The organism is Mastigocladopsis repens PCC 10914, assembly GCF_000315565.1.
Taxonomy (GTDB): domain Bacteria; phylum Cyanobacteriota; class Cyanobacteriia; order Cyanobacteriales; family Nostocaceae; genus Mastigocladopsis; species Mastigocladopsis repens.
Map to the genome: position 1 here is coordinate 757,983 of NZ_JH992901.1, position 21,273 is coordinate 779,255.

The following is a 21,273-nucleotide window of genomic DNA, read 5'->3' on the forward strand; positions in this document are numbered from 1 at the left end:
TTCGTTGAATCGCACGTTTACACAAGTTCTTGCATAAAATAGCACCAGCTGGGTGCTGGTGCTTTTCTACCTAATTTACTTAAGACGGAACAAATGTCATTACTCAATGCAGCGAAGCCTTGGGCTGTTTTCCGCTGCCTCAGTTATAACGTCTGCGTTGCTCGTTTCCGCAAACGTAGCGACGCCGAAGGTTATGCATCTATTTTACGTCAAAACAATCCAAATGCCGTTTTTCAGGTCGTTTTTGACCTTGAACCCATCAAAAGCAACAAGGAACCTCATGACTAAACCTATTAGACATCTCCGGAAAATAAATAATTCCTGGTAAAATCATATACAAATGTATTTTTACCAAACTATTGTGGGTTCTCTATTTGAGCATATTCAACATCATCCTCTAGATGCACAGCGTTTAATTGGTCTCAAGTATGAGCAATTAGAGCAACTTTTAGAACAAGCGAGAGAGGTGCATAACCAAAAACAAGTATCATCTGAGTCTAAAAAGGTAAGAATTATTGCGGGTGGAGGAGGTCGCAGACCTAAACTGTCGTTGGAAGAGCAAATAATTTTAACTTTGACATATCTCAGACATTTAACAACATTTCAATTGCTGGGCATCCAATTTGGGGTAAGTGAGACAACTGCAAACGATACATTCAATTATTGGTTTCCAATTCTAGGAGAATTATTACCACCAAGCCTACTTGAGCAGGTAAAAAAAAACTCAAGTGACTACCAAGTTGTTCAAGAAATTTTAACCGAGTTTGAGCTAATAGTAGATAGCTATGAACAGCCAAGAGAGCGGCCTGGGGAATATGAAGAGCAAAAAGAATATTACTCTGGCAAAAAGAAAAACCATACTATGAAAAATCAAATTATCGTTTTACCTGAGGAGAAAGATATTATTGATGTAGTAGCAGGAAAACCAGGAACAAAAAGTGACATCAATTTATTTCGGGAACATCAAAAAGGATTTGACCCCAATCAGAGGTTTCATGGTGACAAAGCATACGCAGGAGAAGAATCAATCAAGACCCCAACGAAAAAGCCAAAAAAACAAGAATTAACTCCGGAACAAAAAGAACGAAATAAAGAATTGGCCAAGGAACGAATATTTGTTGAACATTTAATTCGTGTCGTGAAAATATTCCGAGTAGCCCAAGAACGGTTTCGGTTAAATCCTAATAAATATGAACAAATAATTATGACTATTTGTGGACTTGTAAGACTCCGACTTGGAACCTTAGTTTTCTCATCATAAAAGAGCGGAATAATTCTCAAGTACAATTCCTGTACATAGCCACTTATTTTTGCCCTCTTCTTAATAAGAAACATCTCAAACCCTTATTGTTACGTGTTGTCTAGCTCACTTTTGGAATTGGCGATTGCGCGAAGCGCAGTGCCCCTTGGGCAATCGCACGCTAAAAGTCACTTCGGCAAACAATTTGAGTATTTTCGGAGATGTCTATTGGCTATTGGACTCATCACACTCCCGGTGACGGCTCCTATCTCGAACTTTTGCAGGAGAAATACGGCGCACAGCTCGAGGGTATAAACAAGCGCGAAAAGCTGTATCTGATTACCTCTGTTGCTTCTCATCTGTACTGCACTATCCCCGATAGAGAAGCGCGCAATGAGATCCAAACTGTAGCCCAGGAGATACCGACACAACTATCAGTGTGCGATCAGGAGGGGTTAATTGAAGCGCTCATTAATCAAGTGCGCCACTCCCGACCAGCAATTACTGATGTTTCTTTGTTAAAGCAGGAGAATAACCCTTTCTAAAGATTGTAGCGATAAGCCGGAGGCTTGACGCTCCGCGTATCGCACTTTGCTATTTCTACATCTTTGACCGCCTGAATGAGCCGGAATGACTCGCCGGCGAAACGGTGGCGGCTTGCCACCGTCGCGGTCTGAGTCCAAATCAGATTGCAGCGCACAAAACAAAAGACTGGGCTTTAAAAATGAATCAGGCTGCGGCTTTAAACAGTGTATAAGCTCAGTCTTCGTTAGTGCGTGTCCCTAGTGTCCAAGGGGTTGCATCCTTGGTAAGCCTTGAGAGTGAAGCAAGCTTATGGCTTACGGGTGATTCACAGGCTAATAACACAGGGTTTAACCACCTCAATAGAGAGAAAATCAAATGAGAATTTTAGGACTTGATGTCAGCAAGTCCAGTGTTTCGGCTTGTCTGTTAACAGAAAAGCCTGCTTCGCCACGTCAATTTTATTACCAAGCTAATTTTTGGAAGTTAGAAGCAAGCACCGAGGGAATCGCTAAACTATTGGCATTAAAACCAGATGTAGCCATTCTGGAACCAACAGGGGTAAACTACTCAAAAATTTGGCGTGTGCATTTAGAACGTGCTGGGGTTGAAGTTAGACAAGTAGGTCACAAAGAACTAAGAAGTTACAGACAGCATCACCTAGGATTACCAGACAAAGATGATGATGCCGATTCTTTAGCACTAGCCTGCTATTATTTCGATTATGCGGCAGACCCAAGGCGATTTGTTCAAACCCGTGATCAAACGATTACTCGTGTTCGAGAACTGGTATTAAGGCTTGCACATCTCAACCGAATACAATCACCGATCATCAATCGGCTTTGCCAGGATTTAGCTTGGCAGTTTCCCGAAATTGCACTTAGGCGCGGCTACCGTGCCACTGAATCCGAAACAGTTCCTTTACTGTGGGCATGGTTAGCCGATGAAAGAAAATCGAGAAAATATGATCAACTTTACGCTCAATCTGTCGGTCTGGGTATCAACGATAGTACCCGCCGTCATGCTTCGCGCTTGTGTGAAATTCACCGTGAGGAAATTAGTATCGAATCAGAATTGAGAAACTTACTCAAAGATTCCCGGTTTATTCTCTAGCGTCAAGTTTTTAAAGATTTTGGTTTTGGTTTGCGGTTAGAGGGAATTATTCTCAGTCAAATTTTCCCCATTGAAAACTTCATGCTGGACGGTAAACCGGAGGTGCAAATTAGGAAGGGGCGAAACTCAAAAAAACCAACTAAGCGATATCTATCATTGAGACGGTTTCAAAAAGCACTAGGACTAGCTCCTAATCTAGAACAATCAGGAGATATGAAAAAAATAAGGATGCGTGGTGGCAGTGATCTTTGTCGAAAATCTTTTTGGCAATGGGTTTTTACCAGAATCGAGCCTCAGCGATCGCGCCTCAAAAATGAAATTGGTGAAATCTTGGGTAAACAGTTAGACGATGAAAAAGCTTCAGGTCGTCCTATCAAATTAGTAAGGATGAGAGTAGCTGCACACGCTGTAAGATTGCTGTTTAGGCAGTTGACAGTGCCAAACTGAAACTACTAGAGTGACACTGATAATTGGCAAGGGAATAAGTTCAGCTTATGGCGCGTCAACGCTCAATTTTGTCATTGATTCTGGTATTGTTAGCAACATTTCTCATCAGTTGTGGCGGTCCTAGCATCGCAACACCACCTCCAACCTACACACAAGCTCAATTGGTGAAAATTCAGGAATATATTCCTGAAATTCAGGCTGTACGCGATCGCTCACAAGAACTGCAAAAACTGATCCAAACTAAACAGTGGATCAAAGTTGAAAACTTTATACACGGTCCTATGGCAGAAGCAAGGCTGTCGATGAACTACATCACATCCAATCTGCTACCCAAAGACCAATCAGCAGCGCGTGAGTTAGTGCGTGATTTGTTAAACCACCTGATTAAAATCGACCAAGCCGCTGATGTTGGTGACACGAATATTGCCTTGAATAACTACGTAGCTGCTTTCGCAGACTTTGACCAATTCCTACAACTGCTTCCTCAAACAAGCAGCCAGTCAGAAGAAAGCAAAGCATGATTGGTTGATAGCCTTTCTATGATGGGGAGGTAGGGTGGTGGGGAGATGGGGTGATAACCTCGAAATCTCCCCATCTCCCCCATCTCCCTCTCTTCCCAAGCAGAAAGCATGAGTCATGTAGTTATCATCGGGTGCGGTGTCGTCGGGGCAGCAATTGCCTACGAACTTAGTAAAGTCCAAGGGCTAAAAATCACAGTCGTTGACCGACAACCACCTGCACAAGCTTCGACAGGAGCAGCACTGGGTGTTCTAATGGGTATCATCAGCAAAAAAATCAAGGGTAAGGCTTGGCAGATGCGACAAACCAGCATCCAGCGTTATGAAACTTTGATTCTTGAACTGGAAGCCCTCACCGGTCGTAAAATTCCCTTCAACCGTCAGGGAATTCTCATGCTGCTCCCTGAACCGTCAATGCTCTCCGCAGAAAAAGGGACTGAGGAAATTTCACAATGGGAAAAGCTGCAAGAAATTCGCCAATCTCAAGGTTTTTCCCTAGAAATTTGGGAGACTGCTAAACTTAAGTCAATTTGTCCTCAGGTCGATAACGATAAGATTTTGGGCGCTGTCTACTCTGCTTGCGATCGCCAAGTTGATCCTACAGCACTCACATTGGCTTTAGTTGATGCTGCAAGCCATTACGGCGTTCAGTTCAGATTTGGCGTTGATGTTTTGGGGGCGCAACCCCACCCCTCAAACTCCCTCCCCTTGAAAGGAGAGGGGGGAGAGGTCACTCCTAAATATTGCTACCAAGTGGAGACGACAGAGGGAAAAATAGCTGCGGATTGGTTTGTTGTGGCGGCTGGACTGGGTTCATCATTGCTCACAGCACAATTAGAGCAAATGGTTGATCTTTGCCCTGTGCTAGGGCAAGCTTTACACGTTCGCTTGGGACATTCTCTTGGAAATCCTGACTTCCAACCAGTGATCACTGGTGATGATGTCCATATTGTCCCCTTGGGTGGCGGAGATTACTGGATCGGTGCAACCGTTGAATTTCCTACTAATAAAGACGAAGTTATAGCCGATCAAGAATTGCTGGAGTCCGTTAAACAACAAGCGATCGCCTTTTGCCCAGACTTAGCAAAAGCGACGACTATCCGTACTTGGTCAGGGTTACGTCCCCGTCCTGAAGGACGACCAGCACCAGTCATTGGTAAGTTGCTTGGATATAGTAACGTCCTCCTTGCTACTGGACATTATCGCAACGGCGTTTTACTAGCACCAGCAACAGCTCACGCGATTCGTGAGATGATTATTTTTAACCAATCATAATTGATAACCTAATCTTAACCTAACCGCTTTGTGGAGTCAAAACTCAAGAGTAACTTTTGACTTTTAACGACCCTCACGGGTAGGGGCGCATTCTTATATGCGTAACAGCTTACCAATAACAAATACCTTTTTATAAAAGTTTTCATTCGTGAATTCAAATGTCAATAACAGAAAATAAAATCCAAGTCGGGTCATTAGAATGGTTTTACCGGGAATCTTTACCCATTGGTAGAACTGATTTGCTCCCTGTTTTACTGCTGCATGGCTTACCATCACAAAGTTACTGTTGGCGCAACATTATGCCAGCCTTGGCAAAGCAAGGGACAAGAGCAATAGCGCCTGATTGGATTGGCTTTGGCTTTTCTTCAAAGCCTGAAAAAAGAGATTTTGCTTACACGCCTGATGCTTTTATTACGGCTTTAGAAGAGTTTGTAAAATACATAAAACTTGAATATTTCTCCTTAGTTGTGCAAGGCTTCTTAGGTTCTGTAGGTCTACAATATGCCTTGCGACATCCAGAACAAATTGCTAATATCGCCATACTCAATACACCAATTTCTAGTCAGGCAAAGTTACCCTGGAAGATTCAACAAATGGGTTTACCTCTAGCAGGTGAAATGTTGACCCAAGACCCGCTACTTGTTGACAGAACTTTAGAAGGTGGTTGTCGTTACGTCATTGAAGAGAAGGATTTAAATATTTATCGGAAACCATTTTTGAAAAGTTCTAGTGCAGGAAGAAGTCTTCTAGCAAGTATCCGTAATTTACAGTTGCAATCAGCAATGACAGAAATCGAATCTGGCTTTAAAACTTGGCAACAGCAAATTTTAATTTTCTGGGGAATCAAAGACCCTTGGCTACCTCTAGATATAGCGCAAAATTTTGTTAGTTCCCTAGCACAAGGAGAGTTAATTAAACTTAACAACGTTGGACATTATCCCCAAGAACACTACCACGAAACAATTCTTGAAGACCTTTTGCCTTTTGTTCGTGTTAAAGATGTTAGGTGCTAATAATAGCAATCTCAATTCACGAGTGAAATCGTCTTTATATATTCTTAAGATTTCCTCGTCTGTCAAGTAGGTATTTTGTTCGCAATTTGTTTTGCGGTTAGTTAAATAACCAAAATTCAGTTTGGCAAATCAGATAGGATTTCTATAGCACTTTTGGATGACTTAACTTGCCCCCAAAATCCATATAATGGAGAAAAAGATTTATGGCTTATTCCTGGTTTAAGGCTTTTCACATTGTCGGTATAGTCGTTTGGTTTGCTGGTTTGTTCTACCTAGTGCGTCTTTTTATCTATCATGTTGAAGCTAACGAAGAACCCGAACCAGCACGCACAATACTGAAAAATCAGTATCAGATCATGGAAAAGCGTCTCTACAACATCATCACAACTCCAGGGATGCTGCTGACGGTAGCAATGGCAATTGGTTTATTGACTACGGAACCGGATGTTCTCAAAGAAGGTTGGTTGCACATCAAACTAGGATTTGTTCTTGTTTTAATTGGCTATCATCATTACTGCAAGCGTCTGATGAAGCAGTTAGCAAAGGACGAATGCAAATGGGGTAGTCAGCAGTTGCGTGCGTTGAATGAAGCACCCACAGTCATGTTGGTGGTGATTGTCTTGCTGGCTGTGTTCAAGAATAATCTACCCACAGATATCACGGCTTGGGGTATTGTTGGCTTGGTAATCGCGATGGCGGCTACGATTCAGCTTTACGCACGAAAACGTCGTAAAGATAAGGAAAAGCTTACCGAACAAGTGCCACAGATTCCACAGCAGCAAAGCAGCTAGCTAGATAATGTTACCTGAGTTGTCAAAGTTGTTATACATTAAGAAATGTTAATAATATGGCTTTGACATCTCAGATATAAATATGTCCAGCATACCATTGGGTCAACCTCGTCCCCTGTGGCGAGTGATTCTCTTATCAGTAGCCACCTTGATGCTGTACTACGGGTGGTACAAATGGATCATCCAAGAGGAGTTACGGCGCTACAACGGCTATGGTTGGTCAGGAACGCTATCGCTAGCGCCGTTTGTCTTGGGAGTCGCAGTTCCCCAAGCCTTGCGGATATTCGATCCAGATGTTCCGGGATGGTTTGGCTGGTTTTCCTTGCTGGGTGTTGTTTGGATTTACATAGTCCAGTTTAGGTTGTATAAAACAGTCAACGAACTGTACCGCCAAGCAGGAATGAAAGAACCGTTGGTAGTTTGGTGGCTGTTTATACCAGGATTGAATTTAATCGTCGGTTTGAGACAAATTCACTTTTTAAGTCAGTTTTGGGCAAAAAAACAGGGTATTACCGTTAAGGATCGATTGGCTGAGAGTTTTCCTTTTCTGTGTGCCAACACATGACCAAACTTTTTGCTGGTTCAGTACAGGATTGCAGAAGTTGGTAACAAAATGAAGATGATGTATATCGTTCGGAGTCAGCACGAAGAGTGCCAAAGCACTTACGACAAATTAAAACGCCATGAATAAATGCAAAGCTCTACTAAGAAAAAGCTCTCTTGCCATTGACAAACAAGAGAGCTACGGTGTGGTGTGAGGAGCAAACTTAATGTTTGCTTATACAAGTGTAGCAAACTAGATATGAAGTGTTGGTGACGAGGATCTTAAAATTATGTGTCTGCTGTATATGGCATATGCTAAGTTGCTAGTTTACGCTGATAGGAGGAGGGAGGAGTGCTTTCAAGAACTGCTTTTGTGGAATCGTTAGCCAGTGCCTGTTTTTTCCCTAAGCCTTGGTCTTCTCACAATCTCTTCTCTTGTCCATTAAAAAAAACCTACCATTGAAAGCGCTGATGAGAATTTTTCTATAATTTCCTAAAGATGCACAATTATAGCTGGCGAAAACAATCCTTAGAAGGAATATGCGCCATCATTATTGATTGTGTTTGTGCCAATAGAAATTGTTATGTCAAAAAAGTTACGATTAACTCAACCTTTACCTGCTTTTCTCGTCGCTGTTGCTATTGGATTATTTGGGTGTAGAAATCTGGGTAGTATTGCTAATACTTCTTCTACTGCCACTGTCACCTCTGCTGAACTGAACAATAATCTTCCTAAAGTAGTAGCAACTACAAGTATATTATGTAACTTAACCAAACAGATTGCACAGCAGACAATTAACCTCACCTGCTTAATTCCCCCTAATGCAAACCCTCAGCTTTATCAACCAAAGCCAGAAGACCGCAGAGCGATTGAGCAAGCTACATTGATTCTTTATAATGGATACAATTTAGAACCAGGCTTGCTTAAGTTAATCAGGGCAAGTAAAAACAGTAGGTCTAAAATTGCAGTTGCTCAAAATGCTGTTCCTAAGCCACTACAGTTTAGAAGAAATGGCAAGACACTGCCTGACCCTTATATTTGGCATAATAGCAAAAATGGTATCAGAATGGTAGAGGTCATTAGCAGTAACTTGGGTAAAGCGATACCAGAAAATGCCTCCCTCTACAGCAACAACGCGCAAAAAGTCAAAAATGAACTCACAAAATTGGATTCTTGGATTAAGTCAAGAATTGCTAGCATTCCCGCCAATCAACGCGAATTAGTCACCAACCAGGATGTGATGGGCTATTATGCTAAAGCTTACGATCTTTCATATGCACCTGCTTTAAAAGGTATTAGTGCCCAGGGAAAACCTAATACGGCACGAGTTAAAGCACTGGCGCGATATATCAAACGCTCGCGGATAACAACACTTTTTGCAGACACAACAAATAACTCTAATTTGATTACATCTATCGCCCAAGACACAAAAGTGAAAGTGTCAGAAAGGAAGCTATTTTCTGATAACTTGGATGCTTCAGGAAGCGAAGCGGACACTTACCAAAAAATGATGGTTGCTAATACACGCACAATTGTAGAAGGGTTGGGGGGAACGTATTTGATATTTGAACCAATCATCTCGAAGTCGCCAACACAAGGGAGATAGTTTATTCATCCTAAAAGTGTCGAAACTTGCCAAGATGAACACATTGATATGTATCATGGAAATCATGTCTGGCTACCAAGATACGGTCATGGTAATTAGGCGGCTGGCTCCCATTGATGCGGAAAACAAACGCCTTTGGGAAGAACTAGGTTTTGTGGTTTATTAACTTGCTGATTTTCACCCCTTTGCACAAAACTTAGGTTCTGTGCATTGCATTAAGAAGTATTTAGAGCGTGGTTAAGCTTACCAAACTACAATTTATGGAGGATGTAAATCATGGCAGCAACAACTAATAAAGAATTGCCCGTTATCCGAAAGGGTGAGACTGGTGGTGCTGTGAAATTGTTACAGAATATCTTGATTGCTCTAGACTACCTTGACAGTGATTCACGGACTGGAAACTTTCAGGAACAAACAGATGAGGCTGTAAGAAACTTTCAAGAAGAAAACAACTTGACTGTGGATGGTATCGTTGGTCCGAAAACCTGGGATCTGTTGGGTGGTGTTCTCTGGGATTAAGTTGGGCTAGTTCTCATCTGGAAAATTGAAAGGATATTAAAGCCCTCGGTGAGAACTGAGGGCTAATCAACCGCTTCACTCTCAGCTAGAAAGCTGAGAAATTTGATGTATTTCTATGCTCTAGAAAGAGAATACCCATTTGATACCCAAAAAACAAGATTAGGATATCCTGAAATCTCTATTCTGGAGAATACTATCACTTACACTTGAAAGCTTTGGTTTTTCTTAAAATATCTAAAGCCCGTGACGAGGATTGAACTCGTGACCTCACCCTTACCAAGGGTGTGCTCTACCACTGAGCTACACGGGCAATGTTAATACTGAGCAATCAATCCTGAGTCCTAAGTAACTATTTAGCTTTTTACTCACTTCAGACTCCTCGCTCAGGACTAGAGACTGATTTTGAGGTGGGCCGGGCTAGATTCGAACTAGCGTAGGCGTAAGCCAGCGGATTTACAGTCCGCCTCCATTAACCACTCGGACACCGACCCTTGTAGCCCACGATTAAATATATTATCACAATGTTTTAGAAGTGCAAGCTTTTTTGAGAAAAAATCGGGAATGGGGAATGGGCTAGATAAAATAATTCAATTTTCTCCCGCTACTGCCCCAACTTCCCCTGCTTTCCCTACTCCCTCTAGTGTGACCCAGGAAAGACCGCAGAGTAGGAACGATAGATACAGAATATTAAACGCGTTTTTGGGTAGGAATTAAGAGTTCTGGTCTTGAGTATTGGTATAGCGCCCCCGGATAAATCCTTTGGAGACCAAGAAAGCTTTTCTTTCTTAAATCCTCTGGATTCCATCCGTGGGGATATTCTGATGACTGCGTTCTGTGTTCTGCGTTCTTCTTAATAACTCACGAGTTCACCAGTCTCTTGCAAGGAGTGCAAGCGGCGGTAAATTCCCTCGTGGCGCAACAGTTCATCGTGACTACCGATCTCTACAATCTTGCCTTGATCCAGAACCACAATTTTGTCTGCTTCGCGTACTGTACTCAGACGGTGGGCAATGATAATTGTAGTGCGGGTTCCCTGAATTGAGCGCATAGCTATCTGAATCAATCTCTCAGACTCGTAATCTAAGCTAGATGTCGCTTCGTCAAAAATCAGGACATCTGGGTTCACTAATAACGCCCTAGCAATTCCCAGGCGCTGTCGTTGTCCTCCAGATAACCTCACACCCCTCTCACCTACAACTGTGTAATAACCTTCTGGTAATTGGCGAATCACTTCGTCTAATCTGGCAATTCTACAAGCTTCTTCAACTTGCTGAAAACTGGCTTGTCGATTGCCGTATGTTAGGTTATCTAACAAGGTTCCGTTGAAAACATCTACTTCTTGGTGAACGATCGCCAATCGCCGCCGATAATTCCCAACATCTAACGTCCGAATATCTTGACCATCAATCAATATCTTCCCTTGATTCGGCTCAAAATACCGAAACAGCAATTTCACTAAAGTAGACTTCCCTGAACCTGATCGCCCAACGAGTGCCACTGTTTGATATGGTTCAATTAACAGATTGATGTCAGAAAGAACCGGGCGGTTAGCATCATACCCGAAACTTAGATGAGAAAACTCTACTTTCCCTGTGAAACTATAAGCCGATTCACTCTCTTCCAGACTGGCTGCATCTACCCCAATTGGTTGCTGCATAAATTCGTGATACCCCAACATTGAGGCATAACGACGGGCAAAAATTTCTGCTAGGTTGCTGATAGGTTCCAACTCAGCATAAGCCATGCTGGAAACGGTTAAAGTGGTAACGAAATGTCCCAGGGAAATTTCTCCTTTTACCGTAGCCGCCAAAACCAAACCAAGCACCGCAAACACACAAAACTGAATTAAAGTCTTTTGCCAAGTAGCCAACTTGCAGTAACCAAGATGGATGCGGTAATTAACGACTTCAAAATGGCGGTTTAGGCGTTCTCTTTGCCGTTTTAGTTCTTGTGGTTCTGAGGCAAAAGCTTTGACAGTTTTGATGTTGGTGATAATTTCTGAGTTGCGGCTTTGGGTATTTTCCATGTATTTATCTAGCCGTCGTTCTTGTTCCATCAACTGCTTCAAATCTTTAAGAGTGAAGCTGAGGATAACCACGAACGAAAGTAGAAATAGTAAAGCGATGCGCCACTCAATCAACAAAATAACTACAAAAATTCCCAACACTCGAAACAGCTTGGGAATCAATTGTCCGGCGATTTCTGGATAAGTCCAGGCATGGTTTTCCAGTCCTCTGGCAATTTTTCCGGCAATGCGTCCGGGGTTATTTTCGTCGTAAAATTCTAGCGGCAGTGTAAGTATTTTTGCCACCGTTTTTTTGAAGTGATCGCGCCGGGTACGTAAAGCAATATCCCAATGAAACCACCAAGTTGACCACAACTGAATCGGCGCTCTTACAACAGTGACTAAGAAGATTAAACTCATTAGCACTGCAAGAGATAGTAACCGATTTTGTGGTAGTTGGGTGATGTTGGCAATTGCGGCGATCGCATTCTGTACTGGACGATCCAACGGTTGTCCAGAAAGTACGTTTAAAATCTGTCCAGTGGCATAGGGTACAACTAAATCAATAATTTCAAAGATGCTGGCTGCAGCAATACTGAAAATTGCGATCGCTCGATAGCGATCGTAGTATTTGAGAATATCTCGAAATTTTGCCATGATGCACTCTGTTCAAGAGCCTTAGCTTGGCATTTTATACTACAATTATACTACAAAAAGAGTCAATACCTTGACTAGTAAATCATCCTTAAGGAATAGTTGGAACCTCCTCAGTGGGGATAAATTCCAAGCGATAGCGATAGAGTGCAACTGGTCGAGAACCAGCCTTAAAGTAATCTGGATCTTGAGGTGATAGATACACAGCAGTGACTTGATCTGCCTCTATTGCAGAGTTAAATTCAGCCAGTTTGCGATATGCGGTCGTGGATTCCACCGTGTTGAAATAAGGACGCTCACCGCCTTTAAATAGTTGTTGAAACACTTCTGTAGTGATGAACTTGCCATCTGATGTAGTTTCTGTGGCGCGTGCTGCGACGATAGTAACCAGCTGACGCTCACCACGTAAAAACGTAATCTGACGATTGGGAGAATCTGGATCTACTTTGACTGATAGCACAGTATCGCCTAAATATGCTCGTGCCAAATTCAAGCCATTAAAAGGTCTATCCGCTACCACTGCTGATTTACTCCTTGTTTGGGGAATGATTTTTAATCCAGGATGAGGCGTTGTTTCTCGAACAAATCGCACTTGGAAACTTATAGGCTGCTTGAGATACTGACGATTCCCCTCAAATCCAGGTGTAACAATATCGGGAGCTAAGGGTGCAATCAAATCCTCTAGTGTACTTTTCACTTGCCAAGAACCCATCATCCAGTTAGGATAAATCAAATCTCCCATAGCAGGTCGTACGGAAGTTAATTTTTCCCATTGGGGAAAATTTGTCAACCTCTCATATAACTCCCCAGCCGCCGCCTCCCCTTGACATAGGAGGAATAAAAAAATCAAGCAAAAACTCCAAATCACCTTCATAGCAAGCATTAGTAAGATATTTTGCAAAATGTTAATTTTTATTTGAGTATAAGTTAAATAAAATAAAAAATTATGTTGCATTTTTGTCACTATTTTTACCCTGTATATTATGCTAAAGATGTAATCGCTAATGCATAAAGTAGCTTAAGTAGCTTTTGAGAGAAGCAGGTATAAAGCTTGCAGATAAGGAAAGTAGTTATCAGGTGCAAGCTAGTGTAAATTGCTCTATTTAGAATTCTTGAGCTAATGAAACTATCCAGTTCTTTTGCAGATTTTTCCTTAGCTGAATTGTTTCAAGTCATTGAGCAAGGAAGAAAAACCGGTCGCCTAAGTCTTTATACTTATGAAAATCGGCATTCTCCAGGCTCTATGTCCAACCATTTCTACATTTGGTTTGAACAAGGGTATCTTGTCGCTGCTGCCAACAGATTAAATGGTCGGGATTTAATCAGTAAAATAACCCAACGCGGGTGGGCAAACTTGCAAGTCATAGACCAAATTTTTACTGAAACATCTACAAGCAAATCGCTCGGCTGGCAATTGAAAACTCAAGGAGTGCTGAGTAATGAGCAGCTAAACTTATTGTTCGCCAGCCAACTACAGCAGGTTCAAGAGCTTTTTGAAATTAAAGAGGGAATCTTTAAACTAGACACCAAAGCAGTCTCGCCTTTAAGGGAGATGACTGGATTAAGCCTAAGGGCGACGGAAGTGGCTTTCATGGCTTTGAGAGAGTTAAAAAACTGGGAAATACTGGCTGATGTACTACCGGAGATGACTTCAGGAATACAAAGTCTGATTCAAGACGAACCACGAATGCAGTTCAATATTTTCGAGTGGCAGGTGTGGAAGTTCGCTAATGGTAGTTTTTCCCTAAGTGCGATCGCGTCTCAACTCAACCAACCAATAACTTTAGTCCAGCAAGCAGCCTTTCGGTTGATCATTGCTGGGTTGGTAGAAGAAGTGCCCGTAGTGAAATCTACGCCAGAGCCGAATAATGACCTCAGGAATCGGAATTTGACAAATTCCTTTGGTGGTTCACAAGTCAAACAATCCAAACAACCGGAAACACCCAAGGTCAGCACTTCATTTCTGCAAAATTTGGTTGGGTTTTTAACAAGGAGCAAGGCATAGATGGAAATCCTACGCATAGTGGTGACGGGAGGTATGGGTGCAGGGAAGACGAGTTTGATTCGCACAATCAGTGAAATAGAAGTCGTAGACACTGACAGGAGAGCGACGGATGAAATAGCACTACTAAAGGAAACAACCACAGTAGCTTTGGATTTTGGGCGACTTACCATAGGAGCCAATCAATCACTGCACCTTTATGGCACACCTGGACAAAGCAGGTTTGACTATATGTGGGAGATTTTGATTGCAAAAGCCCATGCCTACATTTTGCTAGTAGCAGCTCACCGTCCGCAGCATTTCCGTTATGGTCGCAAGCTGATCAACTTCATGAATCAACGGGTGCAAATTCCTTATCTAATTGGGCTGACTCATACCGATTGCCTAGATGCATGGGAAGCGGAAGATGTGGCGATCGCATTGGGGCTGGAGGATAAGGCGGCTCGACCGCCAATGATTGCAGTTAATGCTACTGAGCCTACTTCGGTCAAACAAGCTTTGATTACACTTGTCCAAGAATTTGCCAACTACTACCAGCACACCCCTGGTTAGGTAGAACTTTTGTGCTTGACCACCAGCCCTGCTTGAGTGTCAAGGCAAAAGCAGAATCTCTGGATTTAGCGAAACACCTCGGCTAAGGGCACGAGGCGTGGCTTGACGTGGCAATTTTAACCCTCATCTAGATAAATGAAAAAATTGCTTAATTATCCTGTATATCTGCAATTTTGCGTGTAATATGAAACTGAGAAATGAGGGAGCAGTTAACCAAGTGACTGGTAGCTCCTGAGCCTATCCAGATAGGCGTAGAAGCCTTGAAGCTCAATAGAATTCGGGTGCGAGACGTGCCACAGCGACTTCAGGAGGTAGTCATGAGGCAGGATACAAATGGGTATTTGGTTGAAGAATTGCCCTCAAGGGATAGGTAGTTTTAGGGCACGTCGATGAACCAACGCATCTATCTACAACGTTTAGACAAATATTTCTTTCACAATGAGTAATAACCGTATGATGTCAACTTCCACCACTCTCAGACCCACCCTAGGGGATTTCGTCAATGTGATGGACTACAAAGCTTTGCTGGACGGCATAGAAGAGAATATGGGTGCCAAGGCTGCCGCAGTCATTATTCTTGCTGCGGGTCGTACCTACGGCAAGAAAATTGCCACAGTACTTGGGGCAACACTGGAAACGAAAGATCTTCCAAGTGTACTCCAGCGCCTAAACAAAAGTTTAGGTATGGAAGGAACACGAATGTGCGTCATCGAAGAAGTCTCTCAACAAGAAGGCTTTATTAGAGTCAAGGTGGTCGAGCCACTGGAAATGTCTGGCGAGACCCCCGGTTCAAACCGTCTGTGCCCATTTACTATGGGCGTACTGGGTGGCTTTATCGATCAGGTCATGCAAAAACGCCACCAGGGACGGCAAGTTCCTGTTGCCGAGCAAATAAATCTTCAAACAGAGTTTGAGTTCACGCCCCTTTGAAATCAGAATTCGCACAACTAAGAACTCAGGACTTAGCAAAACGCCTCGCATAAGGGTACGAGGCGTAGCTCTACCTAGCAATTTTAAGCCTGATGTAAATAACTGGAAAATATCTGTAATTAGCCGTAATATCTGCAATTTTTCTTGTAAAATTAAACAAAGGGCACGATGGGGCAGTTAAGCAAGTGACTGGTAGCTTCTGAGCCTATCCAGCTTGGCGTAGAACTCTTGAAGCTCAATGGAATTCGGGTGCAAGACGTTCCATGAAGCAGCGACCTCAGCAGGTACTCGTGAGGCACGTTGCGAACGGGTATTTGATTTAGGAATTGCCTCCAAGGGATGAATTGTTTTATGGTACGTCGATGAACCAGAGCATCTATACAGGTTTTGGACGAATATTTCTTTCACAATGAGTAATAACCGTATGATGTCAACTTCCAACAGTCTCAGACCCATGCTAGGGGATTTCGTCAATGTGATGGACTACAAAGCTTTGCTGGACGGCATAGAAGAGAACATGGGTTCCAAGACTGCCGCAGTCATTATTCTTGCTGCGGGTCGTTCCTACGGCAAGAAAATTGCCATAGTACTTGGGGCAACACAGGAAACGAAAGATCTTCCAAGTGTACTCCAGCGCTTAAACACCAGTTTAGGTATGGAAGGAACACGAATGTGCGTCATCGAAGAAGCCTCTCAACAAGAAGGCTTTATTCGGGTCAAGGTGGTCGAGCCACTGGAAATGTCTGGTGAGACCCCCGGTTCAAACCGTCTGTGCCCATTTACTATGGGCGTACTGGGTGGCTTTATCGATCAGGTCATGAAAAAACGCCACCAGGGGCGGCAAGTTTCTGTTGGCGAACAAGTAAATCTTCAAACAGAGTTTGAGTTCACGCCCCTTTGAAATCTGACCTCAGGCAAAGCTTGTAGGGCACACATACCGAATTTGATACTCCGGGGCGGCAGCTTCGATGTTTTTGAATTCACCCCTTTGACATGAGCCGGGCATAGGTTCAGAGGATTGCCTTGAATGCAGCGAATGCAGCAATCCTCTTAAGTCAACTTGGTTCACGTAGATAGGACTTGCCTGCAATCTCGTTGATGTGGGCATTAATGAGTCCTTAGTCCTGAGTTCTTTCTTCAGTCAAACAGAAAACTGAATTGGCAACGAGACATTATCCACAGGTTACTAAATCAAAACGAAACAGGAGCGTACGATGGCAATTAACACTGTAAGACTTGGCAGCATTATGCAAAACTTTGTCACTGCAACGAGTGATGTGCAAGGTGCAGCGCTGGTTTCTCCTGATGGTCTAACTTTGTCGTCAAGTTTACCCGGTGGGATGGACGAAGAAAGGGTATCAGCGATGGCTGCGGCGATGATATCCCTAGGTGAACGCATTGGGTCTGAGTTAACCAGAGGCAATATAGAGCGCATCTATGTTGAAGGTGAAAAGGGTTTTGGAATTCTCAGTGGCTGCGGCGAAGATGCTGTACTCCTAGTTTTAGCAAGTGATGCAGCCAAGCAGGGAATGCTCATGCTAGAAATCAAGCGTGTTCTCACAGATTTAAAGAAGGCGATGACATACTAATTCTGCCTTTAATGTTCTGCTGAAAGAATAACCCAGGCAGAAAGTTTTACCTATAGAAAATTTGAACATCCGTGGGAAAAAAGCTAGGTCTGGTATCAGCAAGACCTAGCTTGATTAAAATCATCCCAGCATTCCACCAGATTCAACTCCAATAGCAACTAACTCTCATGAAGAGCGGCTAGAAGCTTATTACAGTGGTTTTCAAATACATAAACCACATATGCATTCATTAAAATCCTGGCGTTGCTGATTCCATGTATGAAAATGATTTTGCATAATACCAAAATCCTTGTAGAGACGTAGTATGTACTTTCATTGCAATGTGCTCTATTTAAATGCAAACATCTGTAATTCGTTACTTGATTTCATGCCCTGAGGAAATTTTTGAGAGAGATACTAGATGTAAAATCGTTGCCACCTAAAACTTATCTCTCAACCTGGTAGTCTAACAAACTACTAAGTAGAACTAAATATGGCGTTTACTGGTAATTTGGCAGAATTTTCCTTGCCAAAAATCTTTCAATTTCTAGAGCAAGGAAACAAGACAGGATTGCTCACAATTCGGATCTTAGCTGCTGATTTGACTGCTGTTGTGCAAGTTCATTACATCTGGCTGCATCAAGGTCGGATTGTGGCTGCTGCCGATCGCCTAGATCAAAAAGGGTTGGTTTCGATGGTCGCGCAACGGGGCTGGGTGAGCGAGGATGTTGCCATGGGAATGGCTCAACTATGCCCGGTTAATACACCGATAGGTCTATGCCTCAAGTTCCAAGGATTGCTGCAAGCTGAACAACTGAAGCTCCTATTTCGTATCCAGGTTGTGGAGCAAGTGTCTGACTTGTTTGAACTAAAGGATGGTCAGTTTGAATTTGATGCCAAAGCCACTTTACCCTTAGCAGAGATGACAGGTATGAGTTTGCCCGCCACTGAGGCAACACTGATCGGTTTGCGGACGCTGCGAGACTGGAATGCACTGGCAGAAAAACTGCCTGACCCCACTTCAGTCTTCTCGAGTAGGAACACCAGCCAGCCCCAGCTACAGTTAGACTCTCTGGAATGGCAAGTTTGGCAGTTGATGAACAGCACCATTTCCCTACGGGAAATTGCCACTCAACTTGGACTTGCTGTAGAAAAAGTGCAGCAGATTGCCTTCCGACTGCTCATGAGTAATCTAGCAGAAGAAGTTTGCCTGACTGTTGCTGCCCCAGATCAGGCGGTGGCAGAAACTACTCCCATAGCAGAAAATTTACCAGAACCTGTAGACGCTTCCAACCAAACTGATGACACTCAAGTGGAATCTTACGCGGTGGCAGAAACTACTCCTATAGCAGAAAATTTACCAGAACCTGTAGACGCTTCCAACCAAATTAATGTCCATCAATCGTTTCTCCAAAAGTTAGGTAGTTGTCTGGGAGTGATTCGGTCATTTTTCCAATGGTTATTTGGTTCTCAGGAGGGCAAAATCTAGCAGCGCTGGGAGCAAGAGCAGAAATCGGGTGTGGTGAGTGTAGCAAGCTCAGAGTGAAGTGGTCGGCTTGCACAAAGATGTCAATGTGGTTAGGCATGACCTCTAACGCATGAAGTATCCAATCTCGACTCATACAACAGAGTTATGATGAACGTTTCAACATTGCAAGATGAGCTGCGAAATTTTGTCTCTAGTCGTGCTGAGGTTCAAGGTGTCATCCTCGTCAGCCCCGATGGCTTGGCACTAGCTTCCGTGCTACCAACAAAAATGGACAAAGACCGTACGGCTGCTATGTCTGCATCCATGCTTTCATTAGGCGAACAAATTGGACGCGAACTAGTTCGCGGTACGGTTGACCGTATTGTTATGGAAGGAGAAAAAGGCTACGGTGTGTTGGTAGGTTGTGGTGCTGAGTCAGTTTTATTGGTTTTAGCTAATGCTGCTGTAAAGCAAGGGATCTTGTTTCTCGAAATCAAACGGGCTGTTGCCAAAATTGCACCCTTGTTGGCTTAGTCAAAAAAAGACAAGGGGAAGGGGAGACAAGGAGAGATATTAATTATACTCCCCTTATCCTCTTGTCAAATCTCTGACAAAGGAGTCGGTTCCCAAACTTCCCCATATTTCTCTCGTAAGGCGTGCCATGCCTCTACCTGTCCGGGTTCATATTCTCCTGGTTTACCCCATTGTAGAAATAAACTTAAAGCTGACTCCTGTTGGTCATTTAAAAACCTGATGGCATAGGTTGTAAAATTGCCTCGCTTCGCTTCACCTGTTTCAAATTTCACTTGCGTAATTTTATCCATATTCAAGTGAAATTCAAAACCTTCCGTGTGCATATTGGCATACTTACCTTTGGGGAGTTCGGCATAAAACAGTTTTTCGATCTGACCGCGTGCTTCCAAAACAGCAGCGCTGCTCGTCACAATAAGACGCAATGTTCCCAGAGTTTCACAAGCTTCCAAAAATTCTTTTAGTGTAGCTGTCATAGGTAGTTGTTAGTTGTTAGTTGTTAGTTGTTAACCAATAATTACATAACTACTAACTTTTGTATGTAGAGACGCGCTTTCATGAAAGCACGTCTCTACATACAATCACTATTTTTCATATTGTTCGTATGCAGCAACTATACGCTGAACAAGGGGATGGCGAACGACATCTTTTTGAGAGAATTCGCAAAAGGCTATGCCGTCAACGTGTTTTAAAACTTGTAAAGCCACTGTTAATCCAGATTGTTGGTTGGGTAGTAAGTCGGTTTGTGTCATATCGCCCGTAATCACCATACGGGAAAGGAAACCCAAACGAGTCAAAAGCATTTTCATCTGAGATGGTGTGGTGTTTTGAGCCTCATCAACAATGACAAAAGCGTTGTTGAGTGTACGACCCCGCATGTATGCTAAAGGGGCAACTTCAATGACGCCTCTTTCCATTAATGATGGTACTTTTTCTGGATCAATGAATTCGTTGATGGCATCGTACAGTGGGCGCAAATAGGGATTAACCTTCTGCTGCAAGTCTCCCGGCAAAAAGCCAAGTCTTTCGCCAGCTTCAACAGCAGGACGAGTTAAAATCAGCCGTTCAAATTGGTTGGCGAGGAGAGCTTGTACAGCGACAACAACTGCTAGGAAAGTCTTACCAGTACCAGCAGGACCGGTGCAAAAGGTCAAGTCACGCTTACGTAGCGCTTCGATGTACTGCCGCTGTCGGAAGGTTTTGGCACGGACTTCCTCACCTCTACGCGTCCGAGCGATGACATCTCGCTGTAAATCTTGCAGTTCCTCTTCACGATGGGAGTCTAAAGCGTGACGAGCCGTTAGTATATCAGTACTAGAGATACTATTGCCTTTACTCCAAAGGTCTTCAAGCGATCGCACCAATCGACTAGCTAGGTCAATTTGCTTGCCTGTACCAGAGATATGTAGGTCTTGCCCCCGCAGAACCAGGGTCGCTCCTGTTTGCCGTGCTAAAGTTTTAAGGTTTTCTTCCCCCTCTCCTGCTAGTGCGATCGCACTTGGAATACTCGGCAGTTCAATTTTTAAGGCATCAGCCATAAGGATACATTCAAAATACTAAAAATAGTCAACACACTTTATTTGAACTAGACAATTCCAATAATTTTGTTGCTTTATTTTATGAGGAACGTTCGCGTTTAAATAATACTTAGTTAGGAAAAGTAGAGATGCGGAGAATCGCTGCTCTACTTTTATCTTGGTTTGATTTACAACTGTTTTCAGACCTTAACTCTAACAGCTAGCTGGCATTGGTTAACCGCATAAACAAAGATATTCTTTGTTTTAGTAGCGACCACCTTTGCGTGCGGCTTCCGCTTTGCGTTTACGGCGCAGACTGGGTTTTTCGTATCTTTCCCGGCGCTTGACTTCGGATAAAATTCCGGCTTTTTGAATTTTCTTTTTAAAACGCCTTAATGCCGAGTCAATCGACTCATTTTCACCCAAACGGATTTCAGCCACTCCCTAGTTTCACCTCC

General features: G+C 43.1%; 22 protein-coding genes, 2 tRNA genes and 1 pseudogene. 18 read left to right on the plus strand and 7 right to left on the minus strand.

The window, feature by feature from the left end:
* Positions 1-93: 93 nt before the first annotated feature.
* The 11 genes and pseudogenes from MAS10914_RS29655 to MAS10914_RS0105685 all read left to right on the plus strand — a co-directional run bounded on the left by MAS10914_RS29655 (position 94) and on the right by MAS10914_RS0105685 (position 9,588).
* A complete protein-coding gene (locus MAS10914_RS29655; protein ID WP_017314931.1) occupies positions 94-288 on the plus strand; it encodes a hypothetical protein in 195 nt (64 codons plus the stop codon).
* 52 nt (positions 289-340) lie between these two features.
* Complete coding sequence (locus tag MAS10914_RS0105635; RefSeq protein WP_017314932.1) at positions 341-1,261, plus strand: IS5/IS1182 family transposase; 921 nt, start codon at positions 341-343, stop codon at positions 1,259-1,261.
* A 200-nt stretch (positions 1,262-1,461) separates the two neighbouring features.
* A complete protein-coding gene (locus tag MAS10914_RS0105640) occupies positions 1,462-1,785 on the plus strand; it encodes a hypothetical protein (RefSeq protein ID WP_017314933.1) in 324 nt (107 codons plus the stop codon).
* Between the two features lie 355 nt (positions 1,786-2,140).
* Positions 2,141-3,322 (plus strand): annotated as a pseudogene (locus tag MAS10914_RS36775) (IS110 family transposase).
* Between the two features lie 47 nt (positions 3,323-3,369).
* Positions 3,370-3,843 (plus strand): photosystem II protein PsbQ, encoded by a 474-nt coding sequence (gene psbQ / locus MAS10914_RS0105650; RefSeq protein WP_017314936.1) that lies wholly within the window; start codon positions 3,370-3,372, stop codon positions 3,841-3,843.
* A 108-nt stretch (positions 3,844-3,951) separates the two neighbouring features.
* Positions 3,952-5,115, plus strand: coding sequence for an NAD(P)/FAD-dependent oxidoreductase (locus MAS10914_RS0105655; RefSeq protein ID WP_017314937.1), 1,164 nt, complete (start codon positions 3,952-3,954; stop codon positions 5,113-5,115).
* A gap of 158 nt (positions 5,116-5,273) precedes the next feature.
* Positions 5,274-6,128, plus strand: coding sequence for an alpha/beta fold hydrolase (locus MAS10914_RS0105660; protein WP_017314938.1), 855 nt, complete (start codon positions 5,274-5,276; stop codon positions 6,126-6,128).
* A 203-nt stretch (positions 6,129-6,331) separates the two neighbouring features.
* Positions 6,332-6,919 carry a protoporphyrinogen oxidase HemJ gene (gene hemJ / locus MAS10914_RS0105665; RefSeq protein ID WP_017314939.1) on the plus strand — a complete coding sequence of 196 codons (588 nt, stop codon included), beginning with the start codon at positions 6,332-6,334 and terminating at the stop codon, positions 6,917-6,919.
* Positions 6,920-7,001: 82 nt separating this feature from the next.
* Complete coding sequence (locus MAS10914_RS0105670; RefSeq protein WP_017314940.1) at positions 7,002-7,484, plus strand: hypothetical protein; 483 nt, start codon at positions 7,002-7,004, stop codon at positions 7,482-7,484.
* 562 nt (positions 7,485-8,046) lie between these two features.
* A complete protein-coding gene (locus MAS10914_RS0105675) occupies positions 8,047-9,069 on the plus strand; it encodes a metal ABC transporter solute-binding protein, Zn/Mn family (RefSeq protein WP_026082348.1) in 1,023 nt (340 codons plus the stop codon).
* 276 nt (positions 9,070-9,345) lie between these two features.
* Complete coding sequence (locus MAS10914_RS0105685) at positions 9,346-9,588, plus strand: peptidoglycan-binding domain-containing protein (protein WP_017314943.1); 243 nt, start codon at positions 9,346-9,348, stop codon at positions 9,586-9,588.
* Positions 9,589-9,826: 238 nt separating this feature from the next.
* On the opposite strand, the gene MAS10914_RS0105690 is transcribed toward MAS10914_RS0105685, so the two are convergent.
* From MAS10914_RS0105690 to MAS10914_RS0105705, 4 genes are all read right to left on the minus strand, one after another.
* Positions 9,827-9,898: transfer RNA gene (locus tag MAS10914_RS0105690), tRNA-Thr, on the minus strand.
* A gap of 98 nt (positions 9,899-9,996) precedes the next feature.
* Positions 9,997-10,079, minus strand: a tRNA-Tyr gene (locus MAS10914_RS0105695).
* 359 nt (positions 10,080-10,438) lie between these two features.
* Positions 10,439-12,250: an ABC transporter ATP-binding protein gene (locus tag MAS10914_RS0105700; RefSeq protein WP_017314944.1), complete on the minus strand. Its 1,812-nt coding sequence runs from the start codon at positions 12,248-12,250 to the stop codon at positions 10,439-10,441.
* 88 nt (positions 12,251-12,338) lie between these two features.
* Entirely contained in the window at positions 12,339-13,130 is a 792-nt protein-coding gene (locus tag MAS10914_RS0105705; protein ID WP_026082350.1) for a DUF6816 family protein, read from the minus strand.
* A 237-nt stretch (positions 13,131-13,367) separates the two neighbouring features.
* On the opposite strand from MAS10914_RS0105705, the gene MAS10914_RS0105710 reads away from it, so the two are divergent.
* The 7 genes from MAS10914_RS0105710 (at position 13,368) to MAS10914_RS0105740 (ending at position 19,301) form a co-directional block, all read left to right on the plus strand.
* The gene (locus MAS10914_RS0105710; RefSeq protein WP_017314946.1) at positions 13,368-14,252 is read left to right on the plus strand and encodes a DUF4388 domain-containing protein; all 885 of its coding nucleotides are present in this window, start codon (positions 13,368-13,370) and stop codon (positions 14,250-14,252) included.
* A complete protein-coding gene (locus MAS10914_RS0105715) occupies positions 14,253-14,801 on the plus strand; it encodes a GTP-binding protein (protein ID WP_017314947.1) in 549 nt (182 codons plus the stop codon).
* A gap of 438 nt (positions 14,802-15,239) precedes the next feature.
* Positions 15,240-15,731, plus strand: coding sequence for a hypothetical protein (locus MAS10914_RS0105720; protein ID WP_232224115.1), 492 nt, complete (start codon positions 15,240-15,242; stop codon positions 15,729-15,731).
* Between the two features lie 409 nt (positions 15,732-16,140).
* Positions 16,141-16,632 carry a hypothetical protein gene (locus tag MAS10914_RS0105725; protein ID WP_232224116.1) on the plus strand — a complete coding sequence of 164 codons (492 nt, stop codon included), beginning with the start codon at positions 16,141-16,143 and terminating at the stop codon, positions 16,630-16,632.
* A gap of 313 nt (positions 16,633-16,945) precedes the next feature.
* Positions 16,946-17,320: a roadblock/LC7 domain-containing protein gene (locus MAS10914_RS0105730; RefSeq protein ID WP_017314950.1), complete on the plus strand. Its 375-nt coding sequence runs from the start codon at positions 16,946-16,948 to the stop codon at positions 17,318-17,320.
* A 472-nt stretch (positions 17,321-17,792) separates the two neighbouring features.
* On the plus strand, positions 17,793-18,788 hold the full coding sequence (locus MAS10914_RS29665; RefSeq protein WP_017314951.1) for a DUF4388 domain-containing protein: 996 nt from the start codon (positions 17,793-17,795) through the stop codon (positions 18,786-18,788).
* Between the two features lie 144 nt (positions 18,789-18,932).
* The gene (locus tag MAS10914_RS0105740) at positions 18,933-19,301 is read left to right on the plus strand and encodes a roadblock/LC7 domain-containing protein (protein WP_026082351.1); all 369 of its coding nucleotides are present in this window, start codon (positions 18,933-18,935) and stop codon (positions 19,299-19,301) included.
* Positions 19,302-19,366: 65 nt separating this feature from the next.
* Here MAS10914_RS0105740 and MAS10914_RS0105745 read toward each other — a convergent pair whose 3' ends face one another.
* The 3 genes from MAS10914_RS0105745 to rpsU form a co-directional block, all read right to left on the minus strand.
* On the minus strand, positions 19,367-19,774 hold the full coding sequence (locus MAS10914_RS0105745) for a ChuX/HutX family heme-like substrate-binding protein (protein WP_017314953.1): 408 nt from the start codon (positions 19,772-19,774) through the stop codon (positions 19,367-19,369).
* Between the two features lie 108 nt (positions 19,775-19,882).
* Positions 19,883-20,836, minus strand: coding sequence for a PhoH family protein (locus MAS10914_RS0105750; protein WP_017314954.1), 954 nt, complete (start codon positions 20,834-20,836; stop codon positions 19,883-19,885).
* A 243-nt stretch (positions 20,837-21,079) separates the two neighbouring features.
* A complete protein-coding gene (rpsU, locus tag MAS10914_RS0105755) occupies positions 21,080-21,256 on the minus strand; it encodes a 30S ribosomal protein S21 (RefSeq protein ID WP_017314955.1) in 177 nt (58 codons plus the stop codon).
* Positions 21,257-21,273 lie beyond the last annotated feature (17 nt).